This is a genomic window from Halomicronema sp. CCY15110 (assembly GCF_016888165.1).
In the GTDB taxonomy this organism is placed as follows: Bacteria; Cyanobacteriota; Cyanobacteriia; order Phormidesmidales; family Phormidesmidaceae; genus Halomicronema.
Window position 1 is genome coordinate 74005 of record NZ_JACSWC010000349.1, and the last position, 21016, is coordinate 95020.

General features: G+C 53.4%; 17 protein-coding genes. 4 read left to right on the plus strand and 13 right to left on the minus strand.

Going from position 1 to position 21016, the window contains the following annotated elements; all coding sequences use genetic code 11:
• Positions 1–91: 91 nt before the first annotated feature.
• The gene (locus tag JUK32_RS16745) at positions 92–565 is read left to right on the plus strand and encodes a YbjN domain-containing protein (RefSeq protein ID WP_204140008.1); all 474 of its coding nucleotides are present in this window, start codon (positions 92–94) and stop codon (positions 563–565) included.
• Between the two features lie 48 nt (positions 566–613).
• The gene (locus tag JUK32_RS16750) at positions 614–1426 is read left to right on the plus strand and encodes a biotin/lipoate A/B protein ligase family protein (protein WP_239112750.1); all 813 of its coding nucleotides are present in this window, start codon (positions 614–616) and stop codon (positions 1424–1426) included.
• Here JUK32_RS16750 and JUK32_RS16755 read toward each other — a convergent pair.
• Positions 1359–2558, minus strand: coding sequence for a site-2 protease family protein (locus JUK32_RS16755; RefSeq protein WP_204140009.1), 1200 nt, complete (start codon positions 2556–2558; stop codon positions 1359–1361). The two genes, JUK32_RS16750 and JUK32_RS16755, sit on opposite strands and share 68 nt — an antisense overlap.
• A gap of 185 nt (positions 2559–2743) precedes the next feature.
• On the minus strand, positions 2744–3019 hold the full coding sequence (gene psaK, locus JUK32_RS16760; RefSeq protein WP_204140010.1) for a photosystem I reaction center subunit PsaK: 276 nt from the start codon (positions 3017–3019) through the stop codon (positions 2744–2746).
• A gap of 99 nt (positions 3020–3118) precedes the next feature.
• Here psaK and JUK32_RS16765 point away from each other — a divergent pair, with 99 nt between their 5' ends.
• Positions 3119–3799: a phosphoribosylanthranilate isomerase gene (locus JUK32_RS16765; protein WP_204140011.1), complete on the plus strand. Its 681-nt coding sequence runs from the start codon at positions 3119–3121 to the stop codon at positions 3797–3799.
• 130 nt (positions 3800–3929) lie between these two features.
• Here JUK32_RS16765 and folE read toward each other — a convergent pair whose 3' ends face one another.
• From folE to JUK32_RS16805, 8 genes are all read right to left on the minus strand, one after another.
• Positions 3930–4667, minus strand: a complete 738-nt coding sequence (gene folE, locus JUK32_RS16770) for a GTP cyclohydrolase I FolE (protein ID WP_204140012.1) — start codon at positions 4665–4667, stop codon at positions 3930–3932.
• A 66-nt stretch (positions 4668–4733) separates the two neighbouring features.
• Positions 4734–5459 (minus strand): SDR family oxidoreductase, encoded by a 726-nt coding sequence (locus JUK32_RS16775; RefSeq protein ID WP_204140013.1) that lies wholly within the window; start codon positions 5457–5459, stop codon positions 4734–4736.
• A gap of 455 nt (positions 5460–5914) precedes the next feature.
• Positions 5915–6910: an acetyl-CoA carboxylase carboxyltransferase subunit alpha gene (locus JUK32_RS16780; RefSeq protein ID WP_204140014.1), complete on the minus strand. Its 996-nt coding sequence runs from the start codon at positions 6908–6910 to the stop codon at positions 5915–5917.
• A 248-nt stretch (positions 6911–7158) separates the two neighbouring features.
• The gene (locus JUK32_RS16785; RefSeq protein ID WP_204140015.1) at positions 7159–8214 is read right to left on the minus strand and encodes a long-chain acyl-[acyl-carrier-protein] reductase; all 1056 of its coding nucleotides are present in this window, start codon (positions 8212–8214) and stop codon (positions 7159–7161) included.
• Positions 8215–8584: 370 nt separating this feature from the next.
• Complete coding sequence (locus JUK32_RS16790; protein WP_239112751.1) at positions 8585–9280, minus strand: aldehyde oxygenase (deformylating); 696 nt, start codon at positions 9278–9280, stop codon at positions 8585–8587.
• 336 nt (positions 9281–9616) lie between these two features.
• Complete coding sequence (locus JUK32_RS16795) at positions 9617–10654, minus strand: fatty acid desaturase (protein WP_309224567.1); 1038 nt, start codon at positions 10652–10654, stop codon at positions 9617–9619.
• A 181-nt stretch (positions 10655–10835) separates the two neighbouring features.
• A complete protein-coding gene (locus JUK32_RS16800; RefSeq protein ID WP_204140018.1) occupies positions 10836–11885 on the minus strand; it encodes a fatty acid desaturase in 1050 nt (349 codons plus the stop codon).
• A gap of 333 nt (positions 11886–12218) precedes the next feature.
• Positions 12219–13943, minus strand: a complete 1725-nt coding sequence (locus tag JUK32_RS16805) for an ATP-binding protein (protein WP_204140019.1) — start codon at positions 13941–13943, stop codon at positions 12219–12221.
• 959 nt (positions 13944–14902) lie between these two features.
• Here JUK32_RS16805 and JUK32_RS16810 point away from each other — a divergent pair.
• Positions 14903–16615 (plus strand): DUF11 domain-containing protein, encoded by a 1713-nt coding sequence (locus JUK32_RS16810; protein WP_204140020.1) that lies wholly within the window; start codon positions 14903–14905, stop codon positions 16613–16615.
• Between the two features lie 117 nt (positions 16616–16732).
• Here JUK32_RS16810 and JUK32_RS16815 read toward each other — a convergent pair whose 3' ends face one another.
• The 3 genes from JUK32_RS16815 to JUK32_RS16825 form a co-directional block, all read right to left on the minus strand.
• Positions 16733–17272: a porin family protein gene (locus JUK32_RS16815; protein WP_239112752.1), complete on the minus strand. Its 540-nt coding sequence runs from the start codon at positions 17270–17272 to the stop codon at positions 16733–16735.
• Between the two features lie 237 nt (positions 17273–17509).
• On the minus strand, positions 17510–20608 hold the full coding sequence (gene ppc / locus JUK32_RS16820) for a phosphoenolpyruvate carboxylase (protein WP_375541577.1): 3099 nt from the start codon (positions 20606–20608) through the stop codon (positions 17510–17512).
• 89 nt (positions 20609–20697) lie between these two features.
• A complete protein-coding gene (locus JUK32_RS16825) occupies positions 20698–20970 on the minus strand; it encodes a hypothetical protein (protein WP_204140022.1) in 273 nt (90 codons plus the stop codon).
• Between the last annotated feature and the right edge of the window lie 46 nt (positions 20971–21016).

Here is a 21016-nt window from a genome sequence, read left to right on the forward strand (position 1 = left end):
CCGCAGTAAATTAAGAAATTTCCTTCAATCTCTTTGCGCTGGGTCAAACAGCGGTTAGATTTGGAGCAGCAGTGTAGAGACGACATTGACAATGACAGCGACATCGCCTGGACTGGAAACTTTGACGACCTTGCCGGAGGAGGATGGATCTCCCGTCACCGCTAATCACGTAGACGTCATTGAGACGGTCATTAGCAGTCTTGAACAAGACGAAAGTGCGATGGTCAGCCGTAGCGACCAGGGCATTTTGTGGAAATTTCAGTACGGCAGTGTTGAGGTTTTCGTGCAGCTCACAGGCAGTAGCGATGAAGATATTTTGACTGTCTGGTCGCCAGTGCTAACTCTGCCTGCTAAGGATGAACCTGGTCTCATGCGCCACATTTTAGAGATGAACTGTGGCGAAACGTTTGAATCTTGCTTTGGTATTCTCGGTAACCAAGTTGTGGTGTTAGCCAGTCGGCCGCTCGCGGATATTTCACCGGGCGAAATATCTCGCTTGATGACGATTGTGGCTACCATTGCCGACGATAATGATGAAGCGCTACAGGCTGAATACGGCGCTTAGGATGCCGAAACTACAGTTGTTAACGCCTTTTGACATCGCTCTAAACCCATGAGTTTGCAGGGACGCAGTATTGCGGCACCAGCGGTTCCTGGCGCAGGCCAGATGGCGATCGATAGTTGGATGCTAGACCAGCTTGTAACTCATGGACAAGCGCCAATGCTGCGGTTCTACGGCTGGTCGGCGGTAGCAGTTTCTCTTGGCTATCACCAGCGGCAATGGCCCGAGCCGTGGGCGCATTTAACCTGGCAAGGGCAGCCCGTGGAGTTGGTGCGGCGTCCCACCGGGGGGCGAGCCGTGTTGCATCAGGGCGACCTGACCTATGCGATCGCGTTACCGATCAGCGGTAACCGCCAAGCGGCCTATCAAACCATTTGTGAGGCGCTGATTGCGGCTTGGCGGCAGTTCGACGTGCCCCTGCACTACGGCACGGCTGGCAGTAGCTATCGTCATCAAGCTAATTGCTTTGCGCTGGCGACGTCGGCTGATTTAGTGACAGACGATGGATATAAATTGATTGGGAGTGCTCAGTTAAGGCGCGATCGCTATGTTTTGCAACATGGCTCCATCCGTCTGTGGCCCAATCTTGACTTGGCTCGACAGGTGTTTGGACATCCGCCGATCGCTGAGCCGACTCCCCCTACCGCTATTCCAGAGCAGCCCAGCGATGAGTTTTTGATGCAGCTCCAAGCGGTCATTCAGCAGGAGTTGACTAAACGGCTACAAGTCGCCTTCACGCCCCAGCCCTTAAGTGATCAGGAACTTGCTGCCATTGCTGAGCGATCGACTGCCTTTGCTATTCCTGCAAGCTCTTCGCCAAAGCGGGCAGCTTTAACCCCGGCGGATATTCCCCCTCGTCTTTGATGCGCTGAATCGCGTTATCCGAGATGCTGAGATTCATCTTTTTGCCTAAGGCGCGCACAACTTCGCCCCGATCAATCACGCCGGCCACCGCATCAGCCGGGGTCAACACCAAGAGCCGCGACAGCTCTTGCTGCTCCAGCAGCATAATGACTTCCGCCAGAGACGTCGTTTCGCGCACATTGGTCACCGTTGTTAGCGGGCGGGCAATGTCCATGAGCGTTTGTTGCTCCCATTGGCTACGCTCCACATCGCGAACGTCTTCGATTTTGACGACGCCCCGATAGCGACCGTCAGACGCCGCTAGATAGACCGGTGCCTGAGTTGACTGCAACAGATATTCATCGGCAAACTCGCGGAGCGATAGATTAGCATCCAGCACGCGAAAATCGCGGGCCATGGCATCAGCAGCGGTCAGCTCTGATAGCGTCTCTTGCAAATCCGCAACTCGTCCGTAGTTTGAAGCATTACGAATGGCAAATCCACCAATTAGAACAATCCAAATGAGGTCGAGACTAGGCTGAGCTAGATAAGCGAGCAAGCCGCCACCGACAGCCGTCCATCCCAGGATTTGCCCCGTTCTCGCGGCCCAGCGCACCCCTTTGATGCGACTATCAGTGGCCTTCCAAACAGCGGCTTTCAGCACCTGCCCACCGTCCAACGGCAATCCCGGAATCAGATTAAACACCGTTAAGACGAGGTTGATTTGGGCCACGTTGGCAAATAGAACGGCCATGGGAGCGGGCAGCGCCAAAAGGTTGACGCTTAGCGTCAGTAGCATGTAGAGCCCCAGGCTTACTGCTGGCCCGGCGATCGCCACTTGAAAGGCTTGCCCCGGCGTTTTTGATTCTTGGTCAATCGCCGCAATGCCGCCAAAGAGAAACAGCGTAATGGAATTGACTTTGATGCCTTGCGATTTCGCCACCAAGCTGTGGCCCAGCTCATGTAACAAGACTGAGCCAAACAGCAAGAGCGCCATGCTGAGGCCCACAAGCCAAGCTCCATTGCCCCAGTTTTGCTGCCAGGTCGGATTGCTGCCGTACACAAAAGTCACCAGCAACACAATCACGAACCACGAAGTGTCGAGGTAGAGAGGAATTCCTAAAATGGAGCCGACACGCCATCCAGACTGCATAATATTTAGCCGAGCGTAAACAATAAATAGAACGGACCTGCCAAGACTGAAGCCTTACAAGAGGTTCTGTCTCCTGTATTTTAACGGGAGGTTTCCTGCAGATTGGTGGCGACGACCCGGCTGTCTTGGCGAAATATCCGACAAGAGCGCATTAATCCAACACAACCGGGCCTGCGGGATGGCAGTTATAACAGCCCAGCGTTGCCTAAGCCCAAAATCATGCCCGCCCCTAAAATATGACCGAAACTGGCCGTAGCGAGTAGTTCGGGCACGCCGAACCCTTCAAACAACCCTGGCAGACTAAAGGGTAGAGCCGGGCCAGCCCCCGGTTTTTGGATCGCATAGCGACCGATCGCAATCACAAATAGATTGCAAGTAATCATGATGATGGCGGTCTGGAAAGACCAAGCGGGGGTTGTGGGAACAGCTTGCGCCAACACCGAAAAAGTAGCAGGAATCAAGGATTCAGCCTCCAACAGACAGGATGATTGGTCTATTGGATCATAAAGACCCGTAGAATCGAGATCGGCAGAATGTTTAACAGAGTTAACAGGATAACGATGGCCTGTGTAGATTCTTCTCTTTGGGTAAAGATTTGTGGGCTGATGGTGCCTGGCCAAGCCGTGGCGATCGCTCGCCAAGGGGTCAGTGCGATCGGCCTCATCGCGGCTCCCCAATCGCCCCGCTATGTGACGCCCTTGCAAATGCAAGCTATCAGTGCAGCCCTGGTGGCCGCTGAATCTGCCCAGGTAGAGCGCGTGGGGGTGTTTGTAGATGCCTCCCTAGAGACCCTGCAAATAGCGGCTCTGACGGGAAAACTCACCACCCTACAGCTCCACGGTCAAGAATCCCCCGCTCACTGCGCGCAAATCCGCCAGCGGTTGCCCGATGTGAAATTGATCAAAGCCTTTCGCATTCGCGATGAGGCCGATCTCGCCGCCATCCGCCCCTACGAGAGCTGCGTCGATGCCCTGTTGCTGGATGCGTATCATCCTCATCTCCAAGGGGGGACGGGAGAAACGCTCAATTGGCGATCGCTCCAAACTTTTCGTCCTGCCAAACCCTGGATTTTAGCGGGGGGGCTCAATCCAGACAATATTTCCGAGGCCTTGGCACTCCTGCAACCAGATGGCGTCGACCTATCGAGCGGGGTTGAGCTGAGCCCCGGCAATAAATGTCTGCACCAAACGCAACGACTGTTCACAGAGCTATCGCACTTGCAAACGTTGTCGGCATCGTGACAAAAATCCAGCCACCCAAAAGCTAGAGCGGCCACGATGATGCCCTCCGGTACAGGTCAATAGCATTTTGAAATATGGGGCGATCGCTGCTACCAAGATAAGCAGGAGCGATCGCCATCCACAGCTCCACTTAAAACAGCGATGGCTGGTGGCGCACTAAGCTGAGAAACTCCTCACGAGTTTTGGAATCTTCCTGGAAGCAACCAATCATGGCGCTGGTGACCGTCCAAGAACCAGGCTTTTGCACGCCGCGCATCGACATGCACATATGGCTGGCCTCGACGACAACCGCCACGCCTTGTGGATCTAAGACTTCTTGAATGGCTTCAGCGACCTGGCGGGTTAAGCGCTCTTGCACCTGAAGACGGCGGGAATACATCTCTACGATGCGAGCTAGCTTGCTCAGGCCGACCACCCGCTGCTTGGGAATATAGGCCACATGGGCGCGCCCCATGAACGGCAGCATATGGTGTTCGCACAGGCTAAACAAAGTGATGTCGCGCACGAGCACCATTTCGTTATGACCTTCGTCAAAAATGGCGTTATTGACCAAGTCATCGAGGGACTGGCTGTAGCCGCTGGTCAAAAAACGCATGGCTTCCGCGACCCGCTTCGGGGTTTTGAGTAAACCTTCGCGCTCAGGGTCTTCACCCAGCGAGAGGAGCATGGTCCGCACGGCATCCATCATTGCCAGTTGGCTCTCGTCAGAGCTCTCGTCAGAAACGGGCTTGGCATTGGTGCTTTCACCGTAAGCCGTGCTGCGGTCAGGCCGAATCGCCGTGACGCCATTTTGACGGAGGTCGAGGTCGGCGGTTGAGCTCGACAAATTGGCACCATTATTGTTGGTGTTAGAAGACACGGTAGTCATAGTGGATTGTTAATTAATTCTCCAAGCAGTTGAAATTTTGCCGATTGACCGTGAACAACTGACCGATCAAAGGGCACCTCCGCTGGGCATCAACGTGATTTCGTCAATGACTGCGGAATTTGGCAGTTGGACAGCGTGCAAGATGCTTTGAGCCACGATCGCTGGAGTCAGCATTTGTGAGCGCTCAAAATCAGCCTGTACCGTCTCGGTATCCCAAAGTGGCGTGTTAACCGCCCCAGGCGATACTGTCATGACGCGAATGCCATGTTCGCTTTCCTCAACCCCTAAAATGCGGCCGAGGGTGATTAACCCAGCTTTGCTAGCGCTATAAGCACCCCAATTGGGGAATGCATTGTGAGCCGCGATGGAAGCAACGTTAATAATGGTGCCTTGACCCTGGGCTCTCATGCCCGGAACCACTGCTTGCATCGCGAGCAAAACGCTCGTCAGGTTGAGGTTGATCAGGGTTTGCCAGTCGGCTAGGGGCATATCAGCCAGCGTGCCGGTATAGCCCATGCCAGCGTTGTTGACAAGAATGTTGACGTCGCCAAAGTCTGCTAACAAGCTGGCTAGGTTGGCTGCTAAAGTGTCAACTTGGCTCAGGTCGATGCTGTAATACTTGACTGCAACTGGCAACTCGGCCAATTCTTGCTGCAAGGCCTGCAGCTTGTCCGGCGTGCGGGCGACTAAGGCAAGGTCAATACCAGCCTGGGCCAAGGCGATCGCGGTCGCGCGGCCAATACCGCTGCTTGCACCGGTAATCAGCGCCCGCTGTTTGCTTTCAGAAGTCATAAACTTGATGTTAAAAATACTTACGATGAGGCTGAGCGTTGGGTCAGCATTCCAGCTTTGCTGTTAGCAAATAATCACTTTGAGGAGTAGCAGAGCTAGTTCTGGAATCCGCTACAAAACCAATGTTAACAAATGTAAACCCTATTTGTGTTTATTCTCATCTGGCTATCGTCGATCATATCAGGCCATCTGCCCAAAGCCGATAGTCTTTTGTCAATACCCACCAGACCACGGCACGAATGCTCAGTACGTCTGGCGGGGGCAGAAAATACTGTGCAGATCAAACGTGTCGCCATCGATCGCAGGTGCCTAAGCCATGGGGCATGACCTGCGCCTAGCTCAGGCCATACGATAACGGTACAACTGAACGGCTGCTGTGAGCATTGAGCTAGCGGTTGTCAGTGCCCGTTTCCTACTCAGCGATGGACGTTGTTCTGCCCGGTCTAGGGCGGAGGTTAAACGGTGCTGGGGTGAGCGGTTTCGGCGAAGACACCCACTTGGCGAAATTTTTGATATCGCAAGTCTCGTCGTTCTGCCGGAGACAATACCAGCAGTGATTCCAGGTTTTCTCGTAGGGCCTCGCGCAAAATCTCTGTGGCTTTTACGGGGTCAGCGTGGGCTCCACCCAGTGGTTCGGGTAGCAGCACATCCAGGATGCCAAGATTCATTAAATCCTGCGCGGTGATTTTGAGGGCTTCGGCGGCTTCGGCGGCGCGGCCAGAATCCTTCCACAAAATGGCGGCGCAGGCTTCTGGACTTGCTACCGTGTAGACTGCGTGTTCCAACATCATGAGGCGATCGCCCACACCAATGCCCAACGCCCCACCCGAGCCGCCTTCGCCAATGACGGTACAGACAATGGGGACGTCCAGCGCAAACATTTCGCGGAGGTTATAGGCGATCGCTTCTCCTTGCCCCAACTCTTCGGCTTCATAGCCAGGGAAAGCGCCAGGGGTATCAATGAATGTAAAAATTGGCATGTGAAAGCGATTGGCATGTTGCATCAGCCGCATGGCTTTGCGGTAGCCCCCCGGCGAGGCCATGCCAAAATTGCGCGCCACATTATCCTTGGTGTCGCGGCCCTTTTGATTTCCCAGCATTACTACTGGACGGCCCTCGAACCGGGCAATACCCCCCACCAAAGCCGGGTCATCTTTGCCGGAACCGCGATCGCCGTGCAGTTCAATCCATTCATCGCTAATCGCTTGGATGTAGTCCAACGTGCTCGGGCGGCGGGGATGACGAGCGACTTGTAGCCGTTGCGCTGGGGTCAGGCTCGCAAAAATTTCTTGCCGCAATTGGTCGGCCCGGGTCTCTAACTGCCGGAGTTGCGTGGAAACATCGACTTCGTTGTCTTCAGCCAGATTACGAATCTGGTCGATGCGCTCTTCCAGTTCCACTAGCGGTTTTTCAAAATCTAACAGAATGGTTTTGCGTTGGGTCGTCGGCATAATTTCAACTACATCGGTGTCAGAATCGCTGCAAGCTGGCGTCAGCTAAAGGCCATCGGCGCGGTCAGATCAGGCAACCTCTTTCAGTAAGCATAGCGGCTCTTGTTTTTCTCTCTGGAGGGATTCAACTGAATCGCGATCGCCCAAGTCAGCCGTTACCCGTGCCATTAAAAGGAGCATTCGCAAGTTCGACGGAAAATTCTGCAGCACGAGTCATGGCAGCCCAGTGGCTTTACCCGTGTCCACCATCAGGAACCCTCAGACACGAGAGAGGGAGAATTGAGCTGGAGCAATGGACGAAAGCCATGACGCACGGAAGATTGGCCAATCATGTCCATCTTTTCGAGGGTGATTTGGTTGCGGCCCCACGAAAAATTCGTGTACCACTTTTCAAACTCCAGCAGCATGGCCTCAGCAAAACAAGCAAACAACTGCCGCGCGGGCACATCCATGTTCACAATGTTCATGATGCGCCAGTCAATATCCAAAGAATGCTCGACAATGCCGCCTTTGAGAACGTAAACGCCTTCAGCGTTAAAGTGACTATCGAGGTTTTTGGGATAACCGCCATCAATCATCAGACAAGGGCGTTTGAGAATTTCGGAATCAATATTGACGCCCTTGGGCATACTCGCTACCCAAACCACAATATCGGCCTGGGCCACTGCCGCTTCTAAACTATCGGCAATGGTGCCACGACCTAGCTCCGCTTGGAGACTTTGCAACCGCTCTTGGTTCCGCGCCACTAGTAACAGCTCTTGAATATCAGTTCGAGCCGTGAGCCAGCGACAGACTGCACTGCCAATGTCTCCCGTAGCGCCACAGACGGCAACTGTCGCGGTGGAAAGATTGATGTCCAGCTTAGCGGCAGCGGCCTCAACTTGTCGACAAATGATGTAAGCCGTGTGGGTATTGCCCGTAGTAAAGCGTTCAAATTCCAACGAGACATTACGTACCTGGCGCATCTGGCTCAGATTGAAATTCTCAAAGATAATGGACGAAAAACCACCGAGTGCAGTGATGTCAATACCGTTTTTCTGAGCATGAGCCATCGCGTTGACGACTTTGCGAGCTGCTGTCTTGATGCGTCGTGCTGCCAGCATTTCTGGCAAAAAACAGGATTCGACGTAACGCCCTTCAATGATTTGGCCGGTGGCACTGGTGACTTTGATGTTGTCAACAATCTGTGGTGGTGCGCTACACCAAAAGTCGAGCCCTTGATCAGCATATTCGGGATAGCCTAAGTCTCGTGCGACTGCTTGAGCGTGATCGAGACTGGTTAAGTGTCCAATGAGACCAAACATCAGTAATCCTGCGTGCCACCTGTGAGGGAATAAAGAATAAGGCAATAACTAAAGATTTTCTCACCATACAGCATTTTTACTTGCCAAAGTCCATCACTGGTCGGAAAGTGTGGACGATGCTGAGCGCTTTTTACAGTATCTGTATGAGCAACTTTTTAGACATCCAGAGTGACGAGTCTCACAGCGCGACTAAGCTCGGTCTTTTTGCCACCGCGAAAAAATCTCATTCAACTGCCAGGTTGAACAATATGTGCAAAAAAAGCGATCGCGACCTCCTGTTCAAGGCGCGACCGCATTCTCCTCACGACCTAAACAGCTTTGTCAGCCGTCCATCGGTAGTGTTCTAGTTAGAGATATGGATACTCTGGTCTTAAACCGTTGCCAACCCTTGAGCCGAAAGCTTCATCACTTCGCGACTCGAGAAGCCGATGTTGCCGAGGGCTTCGCCATAGGTGATCATGAAATCCTCAACGAGAGCTTCCTTTTCCATACCTAAGACGTTGGCATCATCCGCCACCTGGTTGAGCATAGCCCAAACAATTGGCAGATTTTGGCGGTTAGCTTCTTCTAGCTCGGTTTTTGAAGCTTCGAAGTTAGCCTTAAGCCATTCCTCACCAAAGTTGAGGTGCATGTACTCATCTTTGACGACACCTTCAGTGATTTTACGGGCAAAATCATCGGCGACGGGAATGTAGATGTTGTAAGCCGAAATCGCAAACGTCTCGATGATTAGCGATTGAATCAGCAAACAAGTTACGATCTTGCCTTCATCCCAGGCTTGCTTAAAGTTGTCGTGCAGCTGCTCAAAGAAAGCTTGAGCAAATTCCATGTCAGCAATCACCGACAAGTTTTTACCGCAAGCTTGAAAACCTTTCATATGGCGTTTTTCCATCTTAGCCAAACGCAAGAGATCATCCTTGGCGTCGGGGAGGAGTTCTGCCAACTTGTAGTAGTTGTCGAATGCCTCTTGCTCACCCTCAATTACGATCGCATTAATCCGGCTGTAAGCGTCTTTGTAGCTCTCAGACTGGTAATCGAGTGCAGGAGTGATATCCAACTGTTGCATAGCTATGTAATCCTTGCGTCTAGCATATGATACTGTCAATCCTGCCCCCAATAATACACCTCTAAAGTCAATACCCTGCAACATAAAATATCACTGGGGGGCGGGTTGAACTGGTTTCAGTGTAGCCCTGGAAAAGCTGGGTCGGGGGTGCTGTTTTTGATCTTAAGCAATGCAGCACCGTGGTTGGGCCGCCTTAACCGGTCACTGAGATACTGGAGATTATAGAGATTGGCCTATAAGCACTCAAAGAGATTGATCTGAAGACCTCTCACCAAGAGGGCTTGAATGCCATGCTCCTGGTGAGATGAAGCCTTTGCCGTCACGCGAATTTCGCCGCTATCTCTGCTGAGCTCGCTGGTAGTAGACCGGAGATCCTTGATCAGGCACAAAATGACAAGTGCGATAAGAGCGCCAAAAGCTTTGCCAAATCGGGGCTGTTGACTTGCGATAATAACCGCCCAAGATGGGCTTAATCGCCTCAGTGGCAGCTTGTAGGTGATAGTGGGGAATGCTCAAGAAAATGTGGTGAGCCACATGGGTGCCAATATCATGATGAATGGGATTGAAAATTCCATAATCACGATCAATCGTGGAAAGTGCTCCCTTCAGGAAGAACCAATCTTCATCGGGATACCAAGGAATATCCGCTTCCGTATGATGCAAGTACGTGACTAAATCAAGCCACATCACAAAAATTACGTAAGGCACTCCATAATAGGCCCCTAAGGCCAGCCAGCCGATTTGGCTGCCGATCACCGCTAACAAGGCCAGCATTCCGAGTAGCCAAACCGTGCTGGTAATGACATCCCACTTTTCGCTGGGCTTAAAGAGAGGACTATCGGGTAGGAAGTGGGAACCGCCAGGGCGACTGGGCGATCGCCGAAACAGATACACCGGATAGGCAATTAAGGGCAGATAGAAGCGGACGAGCTTTTCGGGCCAGGTCATCTCGTCATACTTCATTTCACTAACGGGATACCAGCTTTCATCGGTGTCTAGGTTCCCCGTGTTGGCATGATGGGTGCGATGGCTGATCCGCCAGCCGTGAAAGGGTACCAAAATGGGCGTGTGGCTGAGGTGCCCCACTAAATTATTCACCCATTTGTATTTTGAGAAGGAACCGTGACCGCAGTCATGACCCACCACAAATAACGCCCAGAACATGGTGCCTTGGGCAAACCAGTAGAGGGGCCACACCCACCAAGCTTGAATGGTGGGTGCCGCTACGAATAAACCCGTGATGATGCCAATATCCAGCAAAAAATACGCGAGCGATCGCGGCAAAGATGGCTCGAAACAATAACTAGGGATGGCTGACCGTAAATCCTTCAGCGTAAACGGCAGTTCACTGGTGGCCGCTGAAAGACGGCTCACGGACGATGATGGGTCTGAGGGAGGAGGAGATTGTAATTGCACAGATTAAAGCCATTGGAGAATTAAAGAGCTAGCTAATCGTTGTGGGTCACACGGTCAGCAAAAAAGCACAAACAATGCCAACGACGCTGAGTCAGCTATCAATGCTCTCAACGCCGCTGGAACGAGAAACCGGTGGCACTTACCGCAAGCTTTGAAAGGAGCGATAAGCGTCGACTTCGTCATACAAATGACACTGACGCGTAATTTGAGTCATCAGCTGCCAAGAAAATTGACGAACATAAATATGCTCGCCCCAATTGTTCATGAGGCTCTGATGCGCTTGGCGCAAATTGTAGGAAGGGATCCCAACTGACAAATGGTGTGGCACATGCACGTTAATGTCATGGCACAGTACCTCGACCCATTTGGGATAGGTGCAATGCACGGTACCGGCCAACTGAGCAGGCACTGCCGACCATTGAGCCGCTGGACGAAACTGAATTTCAGGAATCGTGTGATGCACGATAGTGAAGGTGCTCATCCAGAAGTGGTAGCCCAACCAAGGCATGAGCCAAAACTTCACAATGCCCCACAACCCAAGCGTGAAGTACATCGTGGGAAAAAAGACCGCCGCAAAGACCAGAACAACTGCGATTGAAGTTTTCACCGCTCGGCGATCGCGCTCGGCAAAGTTGCTCACTTGAAAATGCAAAACGGCCCAATGCGCAATCGAGCCAATCCACCAAAAACCACCTCGAAGCAGCTGATACCCCTTTTGCAGCCACTGAGGAGTCGCTTGAAAGGCCTCGACAGTCCACGGCTCCCAAGCATTATCGACATGCAGCTTATTTGTATGAACGTGGTGATGATCATGCAGAATTCGCCAGCAGTGAAACGGGTAAAGGAGCGGCATCATCATGATGTGACCCACCCAATTATTGACCCAACGACGCTTCGCAAAGGAGCGGTGACCGCAATCATGGCCAACTACAAATAGTCCGGTGGCAGCAGTGCCGGTAAAGCCCCAGGCCAAGGGTAGTAAATACCAGGGGGCGAGGGCAATTGCACCGATACCAGCGGCAACACTTAAGAGGGTGATGAGTACTGAAAACCAGGCTTTACGCCAGTCTTTTTCAAAACAGGATTTAGGAATTGTTTGAATAACGTCGCTCAGCTTCAGCTCATGTAGCTGAGAAGCATTTACTACCGGGGAAAAGGCTCCGGCAGAAGACGGTAATGTAGCAGTCATTCATAGCCTCGCATAAATATCAGACTGTGTTAGATTGCTGCTCCAAACTACCCCGCTGATACTTTGTTGCCATGGCAAGACAGCATCAGGGCAGTGCGTTTTTGACATGGCACGAATGAAGCCATGGGCAGCTCAGAAGCTTTTAAGAGTCTGATATACAAACCTTAACAGTTTACCCTAAGGTGGTCAGCCTTTTGCTCCGAATTCTCACTCAAATCAAGCTTTCCAGACTTTAGCGTCGAATACTATTGGCCGAGCTCTGGACGCGGTCAGCTTGATGAAAGTCTCTGCTGTAAAACTCCAGCGATCGCCGGCGATCAATGTGCCCGCAGCTTAAAAGCCGAGGTCAGCTTTCGCCGCTTCTGAGGCGCGAAATAAAGGTTCATCGGGCATATCTTCCCAAGCGGTAGCCCCGACCTCGCGGTAAAACTGGGCGTCATAGGCGCGGGTCCGCACGACCACCGGCATTGGCGTCGCGTGCCCCAAAATCAGTGCTTGTTGTTTTGAGTCCAGCTTGGCGAGAACCGATCGCAAGCTTTGCGCCCCGGAAACCCCCGTAAAAATGGCGTCGATATCCTTCTCATCATTCAGCAGCGCCGTGATTCGGGTGCCAATTTGCGACATCACCTCGTTATCAATCCCTGAAGGGCGTTGATCGACCACTAGCAAAGTGACGAAATACTTGCGCATCTCTCGGGCGATCGTGCCAAAAATGGTTTGACGAGCGGTGGCCGGGTCGAGAAAGCGGTGCGCTTCTTCAATGGTAATCATCAGCTGTTGGGGGCGATCGCTGGGATTTTTGGTTTGCAAAAATCGTTCCGCCTTTTGCACATAAATCGCGTGAATGCGGCGGGCGATGACATTAGTCGCCAACATATAAGACAGCAAATTCGACTGTGAGCCGAACTCCACAATCACGTGCTTGCCCGCATCGATCGCCGCCAAAACTTGGCCCACATAGTTATGAGGACAGGCAGCCCGAATATATTTCAGATCCACTAACCGAGTCAGCTTACGCTGTAGCGCCATAATGGAAGACTTATTGCCCATCTTGGTTTCACAAAAGTCTTGAATCTCTTCATTAGTCATCGCCAGCAGGCGATTAATCCAGCTTTTGCCAAACTCGTTGCGGAGAATGATGGCGTTTTCCAGGCTGGCTTCCGACAGATTCAATTCACCCCGCACGAGCATCAGATCTTCGACATCAATCTGATCAAAGCTGATGTAGAGCTCCTGAGCATCGCGCACCCCCCGACGTTTGGTCGCTTCTGGATCAAGGGTAAAGATCTGCACTTGACCAGGAAACAATTGGCGCAACCCTTTGACCGTACTGAAGTGCTTACCTTCGCTAACGGCTTCCCAGCCGTACTCTGAATGCATGTCGAAAATTAGATTAACGGCGGCCTGTCGTTGAATCGTGCCTGACAGCAAGACCCGGGTGAGAAAAGATTTGCCCGTGCCTGACTTGCCAAAAATGCCGTTGCTGCGCTCGACAAATCGATCTAAATCCAGACAGATCGGCACACTCATATCAATCGGCTGGCCAATCACGAAATTGCGGCGATGGAGGTCATCTTCCCAGCCGAAAACGATGCGAAAGTCGCGTTCGGCGGCGTCATACACCTGGCTGAAATGGCTGGGAATCGTTTTGACGGGCAGCAACTCGACGTTAGCGCTGCTCTGCGCTTCATAAGACGCGGCACCATTGGTGCGTTTTTTCGTCGATTTCGCAGTTTTGCCGCCAGGAATTGAGTCTTCGTCCTGTGGGGTGAGCATCAGCATTGGGCTAAGGCTAGCGGTGCCGTAAGTCCCGGTGCCAGAGAGCACTTCTTGCAAAAACAGGTTGCTGGGTTCGGGGGGATTGGCCAAAATGCGAGCGCTGGCGGTGCCCAGGGCCACGTCGGTGAGCATACAGAAAAAGCGCGATCGCCGCCCCTGCACCACTAAAAATTTGCCCACTCGCAAATCTTCGACCGATACGTCGGGATGCAGTCGCACCTCCAGTCCTCGAATGAGTGAGCCTTCAATGACAGACCCCAGCGGCTTGCCGAACTCCATAGGGTATCTCCCGCAGCGTTGCCCCTATAGTAGATCGACTCACTCGCATTTAGTACATTTGTTTAGATCGCTGCTGGATATTTGGTATCGCCTGGCGGGTGACGGTTGATTAACCTGAGTTCGAGATAAAGGATGCAGAGGAACTTTCAGAGTTATCCGCAGCCTCAATCCCCGCCATTGGCGGGGTGTCCGCAGGACGGGGTGGGTCGGTCAGCGGCTTACCCACCCCCATTAGCCTCTCCGTGGAAGCTATCCCTTATACACAAGCTGGTGCATCGCTTGTCGGAGCAAGGCTGCAGCGATCGGTTGCGACAGTTTTATGGGCTGTAGAACCTCTCCTAACCTCTCCTAAGCCCTCCGGGCAGGCTACGCCCACGCAAGGAGATGAACCGGCAGCCTTGATAAACCTCTCCTTGCCAAGGAGAGGTGCCGCAGGCGGTGAGGTTTTACCCCCTGCAACTCAAAGCCAGAAACCTTGCTATACAAGTCTTTGATAGAGTTTTGCCTAATGGATAGCTCCCAAGAGGGGAACGTAACCGGTTTGGGCTTAACCGGAACTGATGGTTGATTAGGCCGACGAGATGTAAGGATGGTGCCGCCCGCCCAAATCGATCAATCGGTTCTTCCGGAGGGGGCATTTTTGTGCAGAATTCATACATAAGGCAGGGTTTCTACCAGCTTTTGAGAGCGGTTGCAGAGTGCCTTGACTATGGTTCAGCCCCTGGGGCAACGCGACAGCCGTTATGACAGAACGACTCTAGAGCTTGGTTGAGTGGCCTACAGCAGTCTCGATCAGGCCCGAGTTGAGCGCTGACAACTGGCTCACAAGCAACTGATGGCCCACAGATTTTTGACTCCTTATGTATTAGCTCATGCCCCGCTGGCGCAAGAAAGCGCAGCGCGGTCTCAGCATTGCTGGGATTGTTGGCAACCCAGGATAGACCAGTCTGGTGTCGGCGATGCCAGCAGGATATGACAGCGGTCAGAGTCTGCTGCTGGTGCAAAATACTGAGGATGAGTCGTCGGAGTCTGTACCAGAGAGCGCGGCAGATGATGAAGACACAGACATCGAAGCTGACACCGCTCCCGCAGGAGAGGCCGAAGCATCGGAAGCCGACGATAGCAACGAGACTGAGGCGGCGGCAGACGACACCCCCGATGCTGCCGACAGTGGCGAGGACGCGGAGCCCACTGATGCTGCAACCCCAGAAACCCCTGACGGCAGTCCGACGGAGGAGGACGCGGAGGCGATCTCAGATGATGAGAGCGACGACGCAGCCGCCGATGACGCCCCATCGGAAACGATGGACGCTGATCCGACGGAAGTAGAAGCTCCGACGGAAGCGGAAGCGACTGACGCAACGGGTGAAAGCAGTGACGCAGCGGAGATGGATGACGCACCTGAAACAACCCCGTCGGATATCGACGCAGCTCCTAGCCGCGATGCCCAAGCAGAAGATGCCTCCGCACCGGCATCGTCGCCGTCCGGTCACGCTCCCACGCCCACCCCGGAGGAGCCCGTAGATAAGTCCGGCACTCCAGAAGTGACGCAGCCGCGATCGCCCCCCCCGACCCCGACAAAAAAGCCTGATGAGCCCGACGGCATCCTGAACAACCCGGCGACGGGGATGAGTCGCGAAACGCCGCCCCAAGGAGCCAGCGCCAATGTACCTGTCACCAGTCATCCGGTCTTGGGCTTCAATAAGACCGTCACGGAGGTGATCAATCCCGATGGCTCGATCGCTGCCAACACGGTGGTCGATGAGGCGGGGGACACAATCAAGTACACGATGCGGGTCAGCAACTTGGGTAACGTGACACTGACCGGGGTCGCGATCGCCGATCCGCTATTAAAAGCTAATCCGGCGAATAATGTCACCTTAACGGTGGACGAGGAGTTATTTTTCCAAGGGGAATATAAGGTGACGCAAGCTGATATCGATGGTGAGTCCGCCTATATTCACAATGAAGCCACCTTTAGCAGTGATCAAACCTCGCCCCAAACCGATGGCGAAGCCGTGCCGATTCGCCAAATCCCGGCCCTGACCGTCGAGAAGCAAGCGACGAGCATCGATCGCAAAAACGACGCTCAACTCAATGCCGTCGGCGACCTCATTGACTATGCCATTGTGGTGACCAATACGGGAAATCAAACATTGACGAATGTGCAGGTCAACGATGCTTTGATCGGCAATCAGACCATCGATCAATTGGCTCCGAATGCAAGCAAAACCTTTTTGGGTCAGTATGAGCTGACTCAGCAAGATATTGATTCCAATGGCGGCGGTGACGGTGATATTGATAACACGGTCATCGTCAAGGCGGATCAAGTGCCCCCCACCGAAGACTTTGTCGAAGTGGACTTGCAGCAAAATCCGACCCTGTCCATTGAGAAGCGGGTGCTAGAGGTGGATAAAGCCGGCGATGGGGTGCTGAATAAGGCGGGCGAAAAGATCCACTACGAGGTGATTGTGACTAACACGGGCAATCAAACGCTGAACAACGTGATTGTGACCGATCCATTGCTGGGCGGCACGATTGACGAGGGATTCTCGTTGTCGCCGGGGGTGAGCAAGGCTTACGAGTTAACTTACACGGTGACCCAGGCCGATTTAGATAATGGGGGGGCACCGTTAAATGCTCCCGAGTTCCTCAACCCCAGCCAACCGTAAACGACTGAACGCAATTGCTCGTTAAAAAGCGGGCCGTAGATGAGCTACGGCCCGCTGACCAAGTTTGCAGTGGGAAACGTCACAAGCGGGCGATCGCCGCTTGCTTAGCTCACAAAACTAGAACTGATAGCCAATGCCAGTTTGTACAGCAACGGCTGTATTACCGCCATTGCGATAGCCATTAAAGGCAATAATGGCGCTACCAAAGGCGGCCCAACGGCTGTTGGGGAACATGTAGTCAATGCCTGGCTGTAAAACGAAGGCAGTGCGGTTACCCAAAGGCCCCGGTTGATCATCATCCCCAATGGGGAAGGACGCCCCCGCCCCTAGATAAATATCCGTGTTCCACGAGATGGGATAGTCGTAGGAGACTGTCGGCACCAAAGTGAAATTGTCAAATAAGAAAGCCGTTGTGCGCAAAGAGACGGGCATACGCAGAAAGCGATAGCGACCGGTGATCACCATGTCGAGCCCCGAGCCTCGGCCAGTTTCGGCTTCTTCGGTCAGACCAAAGCCGGCCCCGATGCCGACATAGCTACCGTATGCCGCTTGAGCATTCGCCGGACGGGCATCGACCAGCGCCGCACCTCCAGCGATCGCGCCACCGAGCGCAGAGGCGATCGCTGCCTGCATTAATCGACGTTTAATCTGCTTCATTTCCGACACCACTCCTCAGGCAGGCAATGTAAACACAATGGATAGCGTCGCCGTACATAAGCCATCTCGCGAGTCCCTTCGCCCACAGATCGAGCAGACAACAGCTTTATCCAATTCGTGAAAACCCTTGGCACAAAAAGGTTTTAAGCCACATCTAGGGATACTTCACGGCTTAATTCAAGCAAAGATATTCAGATCCGCAAGAAAATTGTTACAAAGCGTTACAAAGGTAGCGGATCAGCCTGTGTTCCTCATGCCAGCGGCGATCCCGTTAATGGTAAGCAAGGCTCCCCGTAGGAGTTCTTCGCGACTATATCTAGACTTGATGACACCAGAGATCGCGCTCCGATAATGCCGCAGCCGCTTCAGCAAGGCCACCTGAATGAAGCCCAAGGGGACAATCGTGCCATTGCGCAGATGCACGGATCGCTGTAAATCAGGATCGCCATCCAGCAAGCGCCGATGGCCCGTAATGGTCAAAATGATCTCCGTGGTTTTGCGAAACTCTTCTGAAATTTGCTCAAACAAAACGTGGAAGCGTTCCTGATCTTCGGGCTGGGTCAGCTCTTGTACATAGTGCTCAGCAATTTGGAGGTCCACTTTGGCTAGGGTCATCTCGACCTTAGAAATCACCATTTTAAAGAAGGGCCACTTTTGGTAGAAGTAGCGCAGTAGCTTCAAGTTTTCGTCCGGATCTTCTTCTAAGAAGTCCGTTAAAGCGGTGCCCACCCCGTACCAGGCGGGCAGCAAAAAACGGGCCTGCGTCCAGCTAAAAACCCAAGGAATTGCCCGCAGACTATCGAGGGTCTTCTTCCCCTTACGGCGAGCGGGGCGCGAACTAATCTGTAGCTGGCTGATCTCTTGAATCGGGGTGACCTGATGAAAGAATTCAACAAAATCAGCCTGCTCGTAAATCAGCGCGCGATAGTGACGACGCGAGCTGGCGGCCAACTCTTCCATAATCTCGTTCCAGGGCTCAATTTCATCCACGCTGCTGTGCAGCAAGCTGCCTTGGATAACTGCTGTCGCCACGGTTTCCAGGTTGTACAGGGCTAAGTCGGGCAAGTTGTACTTCGAGGCCAACACTTCGCCCTGCTCGGTAATTTTGATGCGACCGTTGAGACTGGCACCCGGCTGCGCCAAGATCGCCTCATAGGCAGGACCGCCACCCCGACCCACGGAGCCACCGCGACCGTGGAAGATCCGCAGGGCGATGCCAAAGTCGTCGGCGGTGGCCTGTAGCGCCTGCTGAGCCTTGTGAATTTCCCAGTTGCTGCTGAGAAAGCCGGAGTCTTTGTTGCTATCGGAATAGCCCAGCATGACTTCTTGAATGGGCTGGGTCGAGGAGGCTTCCGCCATGGCGGTTTCGCCCGCCGGATCATCTGATTTGCCGCCTTGGGTGACGGCGCGATAGAGGGGTAGTTCAAACACCGATCGCATGACCGAGGGAGCCCGCTTTAAATCTTCGACTGTCTCAAACAGGGGGACGGGCTGAATGCTCGACTCCCAGGTAGCGGGGTCGAACAGTCCCGCCTCTTTGGCCAACAGCAACACTTCCAGCAGGTCGCTGACGGTGTGGCTCATGCTGATGATGTAGCTGCGGCAAATCTGGGGGCCAAATTCGCGATGCAGGCGGCGCACCATGCGGAAGGTTTCAATGGTTTCGCAAACGGTTTCCGAGAAGGGTAGTTCGGCAGGGACGAGGGGGCGGCGGGTTTGCAATTCTTGAATGAGCCAAGCCGTTTTTTCGGCCTCGGACAGTTCGTTGTAGGACTTGGGTAAAACTTGCAAATAGGCGGTGATTTCGTCGATGCAGTCGGAATGACGGGAGCTTTCCTGCCGTAAATCAAGCTGGGCCAGGATGAAACCATATAGCTCTACCTGGCAAATAATTTGTTCTAGCGCACCACAGACCATCCCGGTGGCGTTTAAGTCGCGCTGAATCAGGCGCAGGTCAGCCAAAAAGTCATCGCCCGACAGGTAAAGGGGCAGTTCGGTGATGTCGCCCTGGTCTTCTTTGAGAATGTCGCCCTGATAGAGTCGCTGGCTACGTAGCAGGGTATTTTCGAGCCGCTGCTGCATGTAGGCCAACTTGAGCCGATAGGGTTCCTGGCGGTAGCGAATGGCCCAGCGCTCGTACAGTTCGGGCATGACTTGCTGGTCTTGATCCAGGGAGTCGAGGAGCTCGGGCTGCACTTCGCTCCAGTGGAGGGAGAGGCTCAGCAGTTTGGTGAGGTGTTCCAGGGCCTCGATGTATTTTTCGATGACGAGGTTGCGCTGGTAGCAAGCCGTTTTCCAGGTGATGTCTGGGGTGACGGAGGGGTTGCCGTCGCGATCGGCTCCGACCCAAGAGCCAAAGCGGCAAAATTGGGGCTGGGGCGGGCGCAAGGTGGGGAAAGTATTGTGGAGCGATCGCTTAATGCGTTGATACAGCTGCGGCAGGGCATTAAATAGCACGACGTCAAAATAATGCAGCGTGTAATCGACCTCATCCAGTACCGATGGCTTGAACTGGTGCAGCTCGTCCGTGCGCCACCAGAGGCGAATTTCTTCAGTCAGTTGTTCTTTCAGGGTGTCAATTTCCCAGTTGGACACACCGTCCATACTGGGCAAGGAATCTTCGGCCTGATCCATTTGGCGAAACAGGGCCGCAATTCGGCGCTGCTTATCGCGAATCGTGTGTCGCACAATTTCGGTGGGGTGCGCGGTAAACACTAGACGGATGTCGAGATTGTCTAGCAGGCGCTGAATCAGCTGAGGCGGTACGTTGAGTTGCTTGAGTGCGGGAAAGAGCCAGTGAAAGGTCCCGGCATCGCGATAGCTCGTCGGCAACAGTTGATAGTCAAATGTGGATTTGGTCTGCTGGACGGGCTGTAATTCTTCAGCGGGGGCACCCGAGTTGTTTTGATGGGGCCGAATGGTGGCTAACCCCGCGATCGCCGATGCGGGTTCAACCTCGCCATAAGTGGCGCGATACTGCCGCTGCTGCCCCTGCTGTTCATAATGCTGTTCGACACTGTTGATCAGCTGGAAATAGAGGGCAAAGGCCCGCGCCGCACGAATGGCATCTTGCAGCTCTAAATCTTCAACGACCTGCACTACTTTTTGGACACTAGCGGCCCGGGCCGCTGGGGCCTGACCTTCGACGGAACAAATGCTGCGCAACTGATGCAAGAGTGTCAATAGCTCGTCGCCACATTCATGGCGCAACACCGCTTCCCAAATATCCTCGACGACCTTAATGCGTTGCTGCACGCGCAGACCGTAGGCAGAGCCCGGCGGCGTAATCGACACATTGTGAGTGGACTCGACGGTGGCTTCGCGGGTAGTTGGCATATTCTCAGAAGAAGTCGGCACGGTGGAGGTCATAGACTATTAGAGTATCGCTGCAAAACGGCAGAACTGAAGCAGGGATGCCAATTTAATTAAGAGTTTTCGGCATCATCGTTATCCGTATCGTCCATTCCGCGATCGCGGGCTGTCGGGACATCAGGCAGGCTCGGCAAGCGGACACCACGAAAGATTTCTTCGCTGACAATGCCGACCTGTTCTAGCGCCTCGGCTAGGGTGCGAGCCCCCATCAAGGTGGCTAAAAATGGTCCTGTTATCAGGCTTATTACCACACTTGAGACGCCTGTACTGTTCACCCGCTGAGAACTCTCGGAATTTTGTTGAAAATCTTTAGGTGTAGGAGTCATAGCAACCAGATGTGACGCAACGCAACAAGCCAACTGTTCTCATTTC

What these genes read in the sequence shown, in the direction of transcription:
- JUK32_RS16745 (WP_204140008.1), top strand. Translation starts at nt 92, where the DNA reads ATGACAGCGACATCGCCTGGACTGGAAACTTTGACGACCTTGCCGGAG.
- JUK32_RS16750 (WP_239112750.1), top strand. Translation starts at nt 614, where the DNA reads ATGAGTTTGCAGGGACGCAGTATTGCGGCACCAGCGGTTCCTGGCGCA.
- JUK32_RS16755 (WP_204140009.1), bottom strand. Translation starts at nt 2,558, where the DNA reads ATGCAGTCTGGATGGCGTGTCGGCTCCATTTTAGGAATTCCTCTCTAC.
- JUK32_RS16765 (WP_204140011.1), top strand. Translation starts at nt 3,119, where the DNA reads ATGGCCTGTGTAGATTCTTCTCTTTGGGTAAAGATTTGTGGGCTGATG.
- folE (WP_204140012.1), bottom strand. Translation starts at nt 4,667, where the DNA reads ATGACTACCGTGTCTTCTAACACCAACAATAATGGTGCCAATTTGTCG.
- JUK32_RS16775 (WP_204140013.1), bottom strand. Translation starts at nt 5,459, where the DNA reads ATGACTTCTGAAAGCAAACAGCGGGCGCTGATTACCGGTGCAAGCAGC.
- JUK32_RS16780 (WP_204140014.1), bottom strand. Translation starts at nt 6,910, where the DNA reads ATGCCGACGACCCAACGCAAAACCATTCTGTTAGATTTTGAAAAACCG.
- JUK32_RS16785 (WP_204140015.1), bottom strand. Translation starts at nt 8,214, where the DNA reads ATGTTTGGTCTCATTGGACACTTAACCAGTCTCGATCACGCTCAAGCA.
- JUK32_RS16790 (WP_239112751.1), bottom strand. Translation starts at nt 9,280, where the DNA reads ATGCAACAGTTGGATATCACTCCTGCACTCGATTACCAGTCTGAGAGC.
- JUK32_RS16800 (WP_204140018.1), bottom strand. Translation starts at nt 11,885, where the DNA reads ATGACTGCTACATTACCGTCTTCTGCCGGAGCCTTTTCCCCGGTAGTA.
- JUK32_RS16805 (WP_204140019.1), bottom strand. Translation starts at nt 13,943, where the DNA reads ATGGAGTTCGGCAAGCCGCTGGGGTCTGTCATTGAAGGCTCACTCATT.
- JUK32_RS16810 (WP_204140020.1), top strand. Translation starts at nt 14,903, where the DNA reads ATGCCAGCAGGATATGACAGCGGTCAGAGTCTGCTGCTGGTGCAAAAT.
- JUK32_RS16815 (WP_239112752.1), bottom strand. Translation starts at nt 17,272, where the DNA reads ATGAAGCAGATTAAACGTCGATTAATGCAGGCAGCGATCGCCTCTGCG.
- ppc (WP_375541577.1), bottom strand. Translation starts at nt 20,608, where the DNA reads ATGCCAACTACCCGCGAAGCCACCGTCGAGTCCACTCACAATGTGTCG.
- JUK32_RS16825 (WP_204140022.1), bottom strand. Translation starts at nt 20,970, where the DNA reads ATGACTCCTACACCTAAAGATTTTCAACAAAATTCCGAGAGTTCTCAG.